This window comes from Mitsuaria sp. TWR114 (assembly GCF_007997345.1).
On sequence record NZ_VOSR01000595.1, the window covers coordinates 1 to 11668 of the forward strand.

The 11668-nt window shown below is 67.1% G+C and carries 12 protein-coding genes and 1 pseudogene; 11 read left to right on the forward strand and 2 right to left on the reverse strand.

Annotation, left to right across the window (positions count from 1 at the left end; genetic code table 11):
- Positions 1-296: 296 nt before the first annotated feature.
- A complete protein-coding gene (locus tag FUT87_RS20265) occupies positions 297-788 on the reverse strand; it encodes a tetratricopeptide repeat protein (protein ID WP_091722385.1) in 492 nt (163 codons plus the stop codon).
- 657 nt (positions 789-1445) lie between these two features.
- On the opposite strand from FUT87_RS20265, the gene FUT87_RS20270 reads away from it, so the two are divergent.
- The 9 genes from FUT87_RS20270 to FUT87_RS20305 all read left to right on the forward strand — a co-directional run bounded on the left by FUT87_RS20270 (position 1446) and on the right by FUT87_RS20305 (position 8238).
- Positions 1446-2285 carry a flagellin gene (locus FUT87_RS20270; RefSeq protein WP_091722381.1) on the forward strand — a complete coding sequence of 280 codons (840 nt, stop codon included), beginning with the start codon at positions 1446-1448 and terminating at the stop codon, positions 2283-2285.
- A gap of 292 nt (positions 2286-2577) precedes the next feature.
- Positions 2578-3420: a flagellin gene (locus FUT87_RS20275; protein WP_147242193.1), complete on the forward strand. Its 843-nt coding sequence runs from the start codon at positions 2578-2580 to the stop codon at positions 3418-3420.
- 346 nt (positions 3421-3766) lie between these two features.
- Positions 3767-4636 (forward strand): flagellin, encoded by an 870-nt coding sequence (locus tag FUT87_RS20280; RefSeq protein ID WP_147242194.1) that lies wholly within the window; start codon positions 3767-3769, stop codon positions 4634-4636.
- A gap of 49 nt (positions 4637-4685) precedes the next feature.
- Positions 4686-5681: a flagellar filament capping protein FliD gene (locus FUT87_RS20285; protein ID WP_147242195.1), complete on the forward strand. Its 996-nt coding sequence runs from the start codon at positions 4686-4688 to the stop codon at positions 5679-5681.
- Positions 5585-6217, forward strand: a complete 633-nt coding sequence (gene fliD, locus FUT87_RS20290) for a flagellar filament capping protein FliD (RefSeq protein ID WP_255511941.1) — start codon at positions 5585-5587, stop codon at positions 6215-6217. Before FUT87_RS20285 ends, fliD begins: the two co-directional genes overlap by 97 nt.
- 236 nt (positions 6218-6453) lie before the next feature.
- The gene (fliS, locus tag FUT87_RS20295; protein WP_091722364.1) at positions 6454-6888 is read left to right on the forward strand and encodes a flagellar export chaperone FliS; all 435 of its coding nucleotides are present in this window, start codon (positions 6454-6456) and stop codon (positions 6886-6888) included.
- A gap of 110 nt (positions 6889-6998) precedes the next feature.
- Complete coding sequence (locus FUT87_RS20300; protein ID WP_091725004.1) at positions 6999-7298, forward strand: flagellar protein FliT; 300 nt, start codon at positions 6999-7001, stop codon at positions 7296-7298.
- 194 nt (positions 7299-7492) lie between these two features.
- Entirely contained in the window at positions 7493-7693 is a 201-nt protein-coding gene (locus tag FUT87_RS29105) for a flagellar brake protein (protein WP_186830653.1), read from the forward strand.
- Positions 7687-8238 (forward strand): flagellar brake protein, encoded by a 552-nt coding sequence (locus FUT87_RS20305; RefSeq protein ID WP_186830654.1) that lies wholly within the window; start codon positions 7687-7689, stop codon positions 8236-8238. Before FUT87_RS29105 ends, FUT87_RS20305 begins: the two co-directional genes overlap by 7 nt.
- A 141-nt stretch (positions 8239-8379) precedes the next feature.
- Here the strand turns inward: FUT87_RS20305 and fliE are convergent, their stop codons facing one another.
- Positions 8380-8700, reverse strand: a complete 321-nt coding sequence (fliE, locus tag FUT87_RS20310) for a flagellar hook-basal body complex protein FliE (RefSeq protein WP_254783195.1) — start codon at positions 8698-8700, stop codon at positions 8380-8382.
- Positions 8701-8866: 166 nt separating this feature from the next.
- Between fliE and fliF the strand changes: the two genes are divergently transcribed.
- Together fliF and fliG are read left to right on the forward strand one after the other, a co-directional pair.
- Positions 8867-10588: a flagellar basal-body MS-ring/collar protein FliF gene (gene fliF / locus FUT87_RS20315; RefSeq protein ID WP_091722357.1), complete on the forward strand. Its 1722-nt coding sequence runs from the start codon at positions 8867-8869 to the stop codon at positions 10586-10588.
- A gap of 48 nt (positions 10589-10636) precedes the next feature.
- A pseudogene (gene fliG, locus FUT87_RS20320) lies at positions 10637-11631 on the forward strand (flagellar motor switch protein FliG).
- Positions 11632-11668 lie beyond the last annotated feature (37 nt).

Here is an 11668-nt window from a genome sequence, read left to right on the forward strand (position 1 = left end):
GACAGGTTGGCTTCGCGGATCTCGGCAAGGATCTGGTCGCTGTTCATGTGGGGGCTCCTGGGCGGTTGCGTTGCTGCGATGGAATGAATTCTGAAGAAACCCCCTTTTTCGCGACATCAGGTTGCTGGCATAGATGAGCTACGAAGCCCGCCGACCGCCGTGTCAGACAGATTCCTACACGCTGACAGGCCCGCAAATGGAAACCGCCGCGCGAGGCCCCGTGGACACGGGCTCGGCGGCGGTTTCTGGCGGAGACAGCCTGTCAGGCTGCCCCGCGGGCGGAAAGTGCGGGCGCCTCAGGCGGCCTGCAGGCGCAGCAGTTCGGAGTCGACGATCGCCATCAGTTCCGGGGAATCGCGGCGCAGCATGTCCAGCGCCTGACCTTCGTTGAGGATGGACAACACCTCGATGGCGGCCTTGACCTCGCCCAGGCCGGACAGCGCGAAGCCCAGCGTGTAGAGCGACGGCGCATGCTGCGGCGAGAGCTCGACGGCGCGATGCGCATACAGCGCCGCTTCGCGCAACTGGCCGGCGGCCAGCAGCAGCGCGCCGACGTCGGAGAGCAGCTCCACGCTCATCGGCGCCATTTCCAGCGCGTTGCACAGCAGCGCGACGCCGTCGCCGATGCGGCCCTGCGCGGCCTGCGCATAAGCGGCATTGCGCGCCTGGGCCAGCAGCAGCCGGGCCTCGCTGGAGCCCGGACGGATGCGTCCGTGAACTTGTTCCTCGATCGACGCGTCGATCATCGACACGGCGGACCGTGCCTCGGTTTGCGATTGCAGGGGCATAGATCTCTCCATGGTCGTTGGAACTCGTCGATCGGGTCCGGCCTCGTTGTCCAGACCGGTCCCGGCGAAGGGGGTGGATGCGGCGCCGCGCCTTGTCGGCCGCGCCGGAAGGCACTTTAGGGCGCCACCCCCGTGATCGAGCGCACGAAAAGCGCCGCCATTCCCCCTCAATCCCGCCGTGCAGCGGCCGTTAACCCCTTCATGTCCGTCGCCAGACCGACACCCGGACACAGGTCCGGGTCGAAGTCAAACGACAAACAACGCGTTGCAAGACCTGCTTATCTCCGGATCGAAAGTCTTGACAAATTGCCCTCAAGTTCTAAGGCGCAGGCGCCGATAACCAAAACAACGGGGCTGCTGAACGCAGCGACAAGCCAGCAAGGACCAGGAGTCCAAAGGCGAGTCGCAGCAGGCAGGCGGCACGTGGTCCGGTTAGAAGGCCTGACGTTCTTGGCAACCCGATGAGGGAGTGGGACGGCAACGGTTGACTAGCGTCGGACTGGGACCGAACCGGGAAATGGCCCGGCAGGTTCAGCAGGAGCATCCGAGATCCTCGGCCGGTTCGCCTCACGGCGGGCTGGAGGATCGGAGGACTCAGGCGCTCATGTGTGGTTCGGCGCTTTTGCCGGTATTTACGTATAGCTGTTAGGAGCAATCATGGCCCAAGTCATCAACACCAACCTGCTGTCGCTCAACGCCCAGCGCAACACCAGCACGAGCGCCAGCTCGCTGGCCGTCTCCATGCAGCGCCTGTCCTCGGGCCTGCGTGTCAACTCCGCCAAGGACGACGCCGCCGGCCTGGCGATCGCCGACCGCATGAACGCCCAAGTCCGCGGCATGAACGTGGCCCAGCGCAACGCCAACGACGGCATCTCGCTGTCGCAGACGGCCGAAGGCGCGCTGTCCAAGGTGGGCGATTCGCTGCAGCGCATGCGTGAACTGGCGGTGCAGGCCCGCAACGCGACCAACACGACCTCCGACCTGGACTCGATCGGTCAGGAATACGCGCAGCTGGGCTCTGAAATCCAGCGCGTGCTGGGCGGCACGACCTTCAACGGCCGCGCCATCCTGGCCGGCGATTCGGGCACGCAGACCTTCCAGATCGGCGCCAACACCACGGCCAACGACTCGGTCGACGTCACGACGACCAACATGACCACGGACACGACCATCACCGGCGTGACCGGCGGCGCGATCACCAACGCGTCGACGACGACCGACCTGGCCACCGTGATCGACAACATCGACGCGGCGATCAAGACGGTGTCGAGCGAGCGTTCGAAGCTGGGTGCCTCGCAGAACCGCTTCGACGCGATCGTGTCGAACCTGCAGATCTCGGTCGAGAACCAGACCGCGGCCCGCAGCCGGATCATGGACGCCGACTTCGCCTCGGAAACCGCCAACCTGAGCCGCGCGCAGATCCTGCAGCAGGCCGGCAACGCGATGATCGCCCAGGCCAACCAGGCGCCCCAGCAAGTGCTGGCCCTGCTGCGCTGATCCTCGTCAGCCAGACGCCCGCGAGGGGGACTTCGGTCCCCCTTCTCTTTCCCCATCCCGAGCGGGTGGCGAAAGAGAAGCGCTCGCCCGCCATGGCACGACTTCACGCCTGGGACAGGCGGTTACACGCTTTCTTTTCAAGAAGGCCTCAAGTCCATTCCCTGCCGGCCCGATAACTGCATCAACGGGTCCGCAAATCAACAGCAAGGGCCACGTGGTCCGGCTCAGTCGGACAGTTTTTCAAACGTCCGACCGAGACCGTGAAGGTCTCTGAATTCAAAAGGAATGGATCATGGCTCAGATCATCAACACCAACCTGCAATCGCTGAACGCCCAGCGCAACCTGTCGTCCTCGCAGTCCTCGCTGTCGGTCTCGATGCAGCGCCTGTCCTCCGGCCTGCGCGTCAACTCCGCCAAGGACGACGCCGCCGGCCTGGCGATCGCCGAACGCATGAACGCCCAAGTGCGCGGCATGAACGTCGCGGTGCGCAATGCCAACGACGGCATCTCGCTGGCGCAGACCGCCGAAGGCGCGCTGTCCAAGGTGGGCGATTCGCTGCAGCGCATGCGTGAACTGGCGGTGCAGGCCCGCAACGCGACCAACACGACCTCCGACCTGGACTCGATCGGCAAGGAATACGCCCAGCTGGGCCAGGAAATCGGCCGCGTCATCGGTGGCACGACCTTCAACGGCAAGGCCATCCTGGGCGCCGATGCCGGCACGCAGACCTTCCAGATCGGCGCCAACACCAGCTCGAACGACTCGGTGGACGTGGTCACGAACAACATGACCAACGACGCGACGATCACCGCCGTCACCGGCGGCGTGATCGACAACGCCTCGACGCCGGACTCGCTCAAGACGGTGATCGACAACATCGACGCGGCCATCACCACGGTCTCCGGCCAGCGCGCGATCCTGGGCGCCTCGCAGAACCGCTTCGACGCGATCATCTCCAACCTGCAGGTCTCGGTGGAGAACCAGACCGCCGCCCGCAGCCGCATCATGGACGCCGACTTCGCCGCGGAAACCGCCAACCTGAGCCGCTCGCAGATCCTGCAGCAGGCCGGCAACACGATGGTGGCGCAGGCCAACCAGCTCCCGCAGCAGGTGCTGTCGCTGCTGCGCAGCTGATCCCCATACGCGGGCGCCGTCCGGCGCCCTCCCCGGTTGACTCCTCAAGCGCCGGTCCTCGCGGCCGGCCTTCCAAAGGCTCCGCACCGTCCCCCGGGACTGGTGCGGGGCCTTCTTTCATTGGCTTCGTAATGGACGGTTTTCCGCCCGTTAATCGGCCCATCGACGGGGTGGCAGCTTTCGCACAATGGCATCCATCGAGCATGAAGTACCGCTCGACCACCGGTCCAACCGGCAGATCCGAACAATGACTGCGATGGCGCAGCGAGGATCGGCAGGCGAGGTCGGGAACCGACCCACCTAACCGGGATCGCAGCCAGGACAGGATCTCCGCAGGAGTGCATCAATGCCACAGACCATCAACACCAACATTGCTTCGCTGAACGCGCAACGCAATCTGAACTCGTCGCAGTCGTCGCTGGCGACCTCGATGCAGCGCCTGTCCTCAGGCCTGCGGGTGAACTCCGCCAAGGACGACGCGGCCGGCCTGGCCATCGCCGAACGGATGAACGCGCAAGCCCGCGGCATGTCGGTCGCGATGCGCAATGCCAACGACGGCATCTCGCTGGCGCAGACCGCTGAAGGCGCGCTGGGCAAGGTGGCCGATTCGCTGCAGCGGATGCGCGAACTGGCGATCCAGGCCCGCAACGCGACCAACGCGGACAGCGACAAGGATTCGCTGGACAAGGAATTCGGCGAGCTGGCCAAGGAAATCCAGCGGGTCACCGCCGGCACCACCTTCAACGGCAAGTACATCCTGGGCCAGGACGCGGCACTGCCGCAGACCTTCCAGGTCGGGCCGAACACCACGTCCAACGACGAGATCACCGTCACGACGCCCAACATGTCGGCCGACACCACGATCACCAAGGTCTCCGGCTCGGACACCAGCGGCGCCGGCCGCGCGGTGATCGACCGCACCGCGGACGCGGCGGCGATCGCCACCGTGGTGGCCGACATCGACACGGCGCTGGACACCGTCAACAGCCAGCGTGCGACGCTGGGCGCGACGCAGAACCGCTTCGACGCGGTGATCTCCAACCTGCAGGTGGCCTATGAGAACCAGACCGCCGCCCGCAGCCGGATCATGGATGCCGACTTCGCGGTCGAGACCTCCAACCTGAGCCGGGCGCAGATCCTGCAGCAGGCCGGCAACGCGATGGTCGCGCAGGCCAACCAGCTGCCGCAGCAAGTGCTGTCGCTGCTCAAGGGTTGATAGAAAAACGCAATCAAAGCGCCAGGCCTCCGTCCTAAAGTCGGATCGCTTGACGCCGATATGCAGGACAGGGCCTCACGCCAATCACGCGAGGCCCTGTCGCGCATGGGGCTTCCGGCCAGGGAGCCGGAACACGGTCACAGGGAGTTCGCACGATGGCAAGCATCACCTCCGCGGGTCTGGGCAGCGGTCTGGACGTCGAGAGCATCGTCACGAAGCTGGTGTCGCTGGAAAAGCAGCCGATCACGACCTCCAGTCGCGCACCGACACCATCAAGTCGCAGATCTCCGAGTACGGCAAGATCAAGAGCGCCTTCAGCGCGATGCGCGACGCGGCCGCCAAGCTGGCCAACCCGACCACCTGGTCCGCGCTGACCGCCACCTCCTCCGACACGACGATGGCCACCGTCATCGCCGGCGCCGGCTCGGGCGCCGGTTCCTACGCGCTGGACGTGGCCAACCTCGCCTCGGCGCAGTCGCTCTCGAGCAAGGGCTTCGCCAACAACGCGACGGTGGGCTCGGGCTCGATGACCATCGAGCTGGGCCAGTGGAGCGGCACCAACAACTCCACCTTCACCAGCAAGGACGGCGCGACGCCGGTCAGCATCTCCATCTCGTCGACCGACACGCTGGCCAACATCCGCGACAAGGTCAATGCCTCGGGCGCCGGCGTGCTGGCCTCGGTGGTCACCGACGCGACCGGCTCGCGCCTGGTGATCCGCTCGCGCGACACCGGCGAGGCCAACGGCTTCCGCATCACCACCGCCGATGACGACGGCAACGGCGCCGACGCCAATGGCCTGTCCGCGCTGGCCTACGACCCGACCGCCTCGATCTCGTCGATGACGCAGAACACCGCGGCCAAGAACGCCAACCTGACGATCAACGGCCTGGCGATCAGCTCCGCCTCCAACAACATCGAGGGCGCGTCGACGGCCTCACGATCAACCTGCTCAAGACCGGGCAGTCCACCGTCACCGTCGGCCAGGACAAGGACAGCGTCAAGAAGGCGATCAACGACTTCGTCACGTCGTACAACAGCCTGATGACGCTGATGCGCAACGACACCAAGTACGACGACGCCAACAAGACCGCCGGCGCGCTGCAGGGCGACAGCACCGCGGTGGGCCTGCAGAGCCAGCTGCGCAACATCACCGCCGCGGGCAGCACGCTGGGCGGCAAGTTCGGCCGCTTGTCGGACCTGGGCCTGGACATCGGCGCCGACGGCACCATCAAGGTCAACGACACCAAGCTGACCAGCGCGCTGGGCAGCATGAGCGACTTGAAGAACCTGTTCATGGGCGTGGACACCGCCAACCCGAACAACAACGGCATCGCCACCCGCTGGCGCGCCTTCGCCGACCAGGTGACCGGCTTCGACGGCTCGATCACCACCCGCACCACCGGGCTGCAGTCGCGCGTGACCGCCAACAACAAGCGCGTGGACGAGCTCAACGACCGCGCCGCCGCCTACGAGAAGCGGGTGCGCGCCCAGTACACGGCGCTGGACACGCAGATGGCCAAGCTCAACGACATGCAGAGCTACGTCAACAAGATCACCAGCATGCTGGGCAGCAGCTGAGGCCGCGGGCGCGGCGGGACCGGTGCAGGGGGTGCGGATCGCCCTCGGAACTGGACCGTCGCCACCGCCCTTCTCCGGCGCTTCGAAAAGGCCGCCGACAAGCCTCCTCACGGAGGCTTTTGTTTTTCTCCAGGCGCGCAGAATTTCGAGACAAATTCGACACGGGGGAGGCTCAAGTTGGGCCAGCGGGGGCCGAAAACTGATTCAAGCACTACAGCACACCCCAGCAGCACATCATGTACGGCAACTCCTCCCCCTTCGCTTCCCACGGTCAACGCGCCAGCAGCATGTACAACCGCGTCGGCGTGGAAACGGACGTGATGACGGCCTCGCCGCACCGCCTGGTGACCCTGCTGCTGGACGGCGCCTTCGATTCGATGACGCAAGCCATCGGCGCGATCCGCACCGGCAATGTCGACGCCAAGAACCGCAGCCTGAGCCGCGCGGTCCGCATCCTGGACGAGGGCCTGAAGGCGGCCCTGAACCTGGAGTCGGGCGAGCTGGCCATGGACCTGCGCGACCTGTATGCCTACATCTGCATGCGGCTGACCCACGCCAACCTGCGCAGCGACGACGTCGCCGTCGAGGAATGCGTGAAGCTGCTGCAACCGATCCGCGAAGCCTGGGCCAGCATCGCCCCGGCCGCTGCCGAACAACGCGTCGCGGCCTGAACCGGCCCCGCTCCCTCCAGCCTGACGACTTGAGAAGTTCCATGTCCAAGTACACCGCCAAGCCCCAAGCCCCCGCCGCCCACGCCGCCCCGACCACTCCGGACCGCCTCATGAGCACCCAACTGTTGAGCTACTACGAAGCCATCGAGCAAGCCAGCGCCGACATGCTGAGCGCCGCCCGCTCGGGCAACTGGGACGAGGTGGTCAAGCTCGAAGGCGCCTGCGTGCTGCTGATCTCGCAGCTCAAGCACGCCGCCGGCAGCCAGCAGCTGGGCCCCGACGAGGCGCAGCTCAAGACCCGCATCATGCAGCGCATCCTGGTCAACGACGCCGAGATCCGCCACCTGGCCGAACCCTGGCTGGAGGACCTGGACCAGCTGATGAAGGGCAAATCCAAGACGGTGCACTGACCGGCCCGACGATCGCTGCGACGACCGGTCCGACGGCCTCCCCGCGATCGACCGCCCCGGCGATTCGAGACTTCGGTCACGCGACCGGCCCCGGATCGTCCGCCAGCGCCGCGACCGGCCCCTCGAACGGATGGGGGCGGCGCGGCGTTTGCCTTGGGGGATGCGGGAGAATTTTTCCGAACGATTGCAGCCGGATGCTGGCCTTGAGCGACCTGAAAGTCCCCGCCCCTCCCGCCGATGTCGCGGACGCCGATTACCGGCTGGACGCGCCCGGCGAGATCATGAACTGGCTGCGCGAGCTGCTGCAGTCGCAGGCGCGCCTGCAGCTGACCACCCCGGCGGGCGAGGCGATCCACACGGTGCTGCGCGCCCTCGATACGCGCGCGGCATGCTGACGATGGAAGCGCCGCAGGCCGGCGACACGCTGGCGCCGGTGCTGGCGAGCGACGAGCTGGTGGCCACCGCCTACCTGGACCGGATCAAGCTGCAGTTCGACCTCTCCGGGCTGGTCGCGATCCGCGGCGACGGCGCCGAGGTGCTGCGCGCGCCGGTGCCGCTGCGGCTGTACCGCTTCCAGCGGCGCCAGGCCTACCGGGTGGCCTCGGCCGGGCAGTTGTATCCGGCGCTGAAACTGGCCGACGCCGACCTGCCCCGGATCCGGGTGGTCAACGTGAGCGCCGGCGGCGTCGCGCTGCACTGGCCGACCCACGTGGTGCCAGTGCCGCAGGCGGGCCAGGAGATCACCGGTACCTTGGAGCTCGAGCGCGAGGTCAGCTTCGCGACGTTGCTGCGGGTGCAGCATCTGACGCAGGGCGAACAAGGCGCTCCGCACCAGGCCGGCTGCGCCTTCGTTTCGCTGGCCCCAACCGCCGCCCGCGCGCTGCAGGTCTTCATCGACCAGGCGCAGAAGCGGGAACGGCTGATGCGCCGCAGCAGCTGAAGCGGTCGATCCGACCCACTGCCGACCCGCGTCGGTGCACCGGCGAGTCCGGACAGCCGGTCCGGTCCGCCAATGACAAAAGCCGCCCAAGGGCGGCTTTTTCACGTCCGATCGGCGCCGATGCGCGCCGTCGCGGCAGTGTCAGACCTGCATGTTCATGATTTCCGAGTAGGCCGACACCAGCCGGTTGCGAACCTGCAGCGTCGCCTGGAAGCCGATCTGGGCCTTCTGCATGGCGACCATGGTCTCCTCCAGGCTCACCGTCGGGTTGTCCAGCTGGACCTCCCGCTGCAGCCGCGACGCCTCGTTCTGCTGCGTGCTGACCGACTTCAGCGCCGAGCTCATCGCGTCCGCGAAGCTGGTGCCGCCGGGCGCGGCCTTGGCCACCGGCTGACCCTGGGGGGTCAATCCGGCACGGGCCACCGCGCTGGCGAAGTCGAAGGGTTTGAGTTTCAGGTCCACGGCATGCATCGTACGGATGCCGCCGCCGGCCATAGCTCCGAACTGGGGGGGCTTCTTCGGCCTGTTCCCAACATTCTTGAGGGCCCCGATCGAAATAATCCTGACCTGTGCCGAGGCGTCCGCCTGGGCCCACCCGCCGATCGTTCGACCCGAGCCGTACACCCCCATGGACAACGCCCTGAGCAGCCCCGCCGCCGGACTCCCCGAGGTGCAGCAGACCGCCAAACCGGCGGGCCTGCCCCAGCGCCTGGCCGCGATGCCCACCAAGAGCAAGCTGATGCTGGGCGGCGGCGTCGCCGCGCTGCTCGCGGTGATCGTGGCGATGTCGATGATGACGGCCAAGCCGGATTTCCGCCCGCTGTTCTCCGGCCTCTCCGACAAGGACGGCGGCGCCGTCATCGCGCAGCTCGCGCAGATGAATGTGCCCTACCGCAACGAGCCGGGCGGCACCATCATGGTCCCCGCCAACCAGGTCTACGACCTGCGCATGAAGCTGGCCTCGGCCGGCCTGCCCAAGGGCGGCATCGTCGGCTTCGAGCTGATGGACAAGCAGTCCATCGGCCAGACCGCGTTCAACGAACGCCTGAACTTCCAGCGCGCCCTCGAGGGCGAACTCACCCGCACCATCACCGCGATGGCCGACGTCGCCGACGCGCGCGTCCACCTGGCCATGCCGCAGCAGAACGGCTTCTTCCGCGAACAGCAGAAGCCCAGCGCCTCGGTGATGCTGACGCTGCGCGGCGGCCGCACGCTGGACCGCGCCCAGATCGCCGGCATCGTCCACCTGGTGTCCTCGTCGGTGCCGGAACTGAACCCCAAGGCCGTCAGCGTGCTCGACAGCACCGGCGCCCTGCTCTCCCAGAACCCCGACGGCAACGCCACCGGCCTGGACAGCCAGCAGCTGCAGTACAAGCAGCAGGTCGAAGCCAACCTGAACAAGCGGATCGCCGAGCTGCTGGAGCCGGTGGTCGGCCGCGACAACCTGCGCTCGACGGTCACCGCCGACGTCGACTTCAACCAGGTCGAGTCCACCGCCGAGGAATACCGCCCCAACCAGGGCCCCAACACCCAGAGCGCGGTGCGCCGCCTGACCTCGGAAGAGCAGTCCGGCGGCACCGCCGGCGTGCCCACCGGCGTGCCGGGCGCCACCACCAACCAGGTGCCCCCGCAGGCCGCCGCGCCGATCAACGGCCAGGCCCAGCCGCTGCAGCCGGCCGGTCAATCCGGCGGCACGCAGAACATGCGCCGCAACAACGACACGCAGTTCGAGCTCGACCGCACCGTGCGCGTCACCCGCAACGCGATCGGCCAGGTCCGCCGGCTGAACGCGGCCGTCGTCGTCAACCAGAAGACGGTCACCGACAAGAATGGCAAGACCTCCAGCCAGCCGCTGTCCGAGACCGAGATCCAGAAGCTGGATTCGCTGGTCAAGGAGGCCCTGGGCTTCTCGCAGGAGCGCGGCGATTCGGTCAAGGTGATCAGCACCCCGTTCGTGTCGGACAAGGTCGAGCCCGCCGACGTGCCGCTGTGGCAGCAGCCCTGGCTGCGTGACATCGCCCGCGATGCCACCGTGCCGGCCGCCCTGGTGCTGATCGCGCTGATCGCCGTGTTCGGACTGGTTCGCCCTGCTCTCAAGGCGGCTTTCCCGCCGCCGGCCGAACAGAAGGACGACACTGCCGGGAACAACGGCCTGAGCGTGGTCGAGAACGAGCAGCTGGCGCTGGGCGGTCCCGGCGGCCTGCCGGCCCTGGAGGCGCCGATCTCCAACGACAAGCTGGAGCGGGCCCGCCTGCTGGCCAAGGAGAACCCGGTCGCGGTGGCCAACATCATGCGCGCCTGGGTCAACGGCGAAGAGCTGGAAACCTCCCCGGCCGGCGGCCGCCGCTGAGCGGCGCTGCCGGGAACCCCGCCCCAGGATCGATAGAGAGACATCACCATGGACGACAAAGGCGTCGAAGACGCGGCCATCCTGCTCATGTCCCTCGGCGAGGAAGAGGCCTCCGAGGTCTTCAAGCACCTGTCGCCGAAGGAAGTGCAGAAGCTGGGCGAGACCATCGCCAAGATGAAGGTCGTGCCGCGCGACCGCGTCGAGAAGGTGCTGGACAAGTTCGACCTCGTCGCCGAGTCGCAGAGCACCCTGGTCAGCGACACCGACGAGTACGTGCGCTCCGTCCTGCGCAAGGCGCTGGGCGACGACAAGGCAACCTGCTGCTGGACCGCATCCTGCAGGGCTCGGACGTGTCCTCGATCGAGTCGCTGAAGTGGATGGACCCGGGCTCGGTCGCCGAACTGCTGCGCAATGAACACCCGCAGATCGTCGCGGCCATCCTGTCGCACCTGGACTTCGACCAGAGCAGCTCGGTGCTGCGCGTCTTCACCGAACGCCAGCGCAACGAGGTGCTGATCCGCATCGCCACGCTGGACGGCATCCAGCCGATGGCGCTCAAGGACCTCAACGAGGTCATGGGCCAGATCCTGGCCGGCGGCGAACGCATGAAGAAGTCCAACCTGGGCGGCGTCAAGACCGCGGCCGAGATCATCAACATGATGGGCACCAGCGTCGAGGCCTCGGTGCTGGACTACATCCGCGAAGCCGACTCCGACCTCGCCCAGAAGATCATGGACAACATGTTCACGTTCGAGGACGTGGAGAAGATCGACGACCGCGGCATCCAGGCGGTGCTCAAGGAAGTGCAGTCCGAGTCGCTCATCGTCGCGCTCAAGGGCGCCGGCCCGGAGCTGCGCGAGAAGATCTTCCGCAACATGTCCACCCGCGCCGCCGAGACGCTGCGCGAGGACCTGGAATCGCGCGGCCCGGTGCGCCTGTCCGAGGTCGAGGCCGAGCAGAAGGAAATCCTCAAGGTGGTGCGCCGCCTCGTCGACGAAGGCCAGATCGTGCTGGCCGGCGGCGGCGACGACCAGTTCCTGTAAACCCGACGCCCCCTTCGACGCCCCCTTCGACGCCCCC

Excerpts from the sequence above, each read along its gene's own strand:
- FUT87_RS20265 (WP_091722385.1), bottom strand. The coding sequence starts at position 788 with ATGCCCCTGCAATCGCAAACCGAGGCACGGTCCGCCGTGTCGATGATC.
- FUT87_RS20300 (WP_091725004.1), top strand. The coding sequence starts at position 6,999 with ATGAGCACCCAACTGTTGAGCTACTACGAAGCCATCGAGCAAGCCAGC.
- fliF (WP_091722357.1), top strand. The coding sequence starts at position 8,867 with ATGGACAACGCCCTGAGCAGCCCCGCCGCCGGACTCCCCGAGGTGCAG.
- fliS (WP_091722364.1), top strand. The coding sequence starts at position 6,454 with ATGTACGGCAACTCCTCCCCCTTCGCTTCCCACGGTCAACGCGCCAGC.
- FUT87_RS20270 (WP_091722381.1), top strand. The coding sequence starts at position 1,446 with ATGGCCCAAGTCATCAACACCAACCTGCTGTCGCTCAACGCCCAGCGC.
- FUT87_RS20275 (WP_147242193.1), top strand. The coding sequence starts at position 2,578 with ATGGCTCAGATCATCAACACCAACCTGCAATCGCTGAACGCCCAGCGC.
- FUT87_RS29105 (WP_186830653.1), top strand. The coding sequence starts at position 7,493 with ATGCTGGCCTTGAGCGACCTGAAAGTCCCCGCCCCTCCCGCCGATGTC.
- FUT87_RS20280 (WP_147242194.1), top strand. The coding sequence starts at position 3,767 with ATGCCACAGACCATCAACACCAACATTGCTTCGCTGAACGCGCAACGC.
- FUT87_RS20305 (WP_186830654.1), top strand. The coding sequence starts at position 7,687 with ATGCTGACGATGGAAGCGCCGCAGGCCGGCGACACGCTGGCGCCGGTG.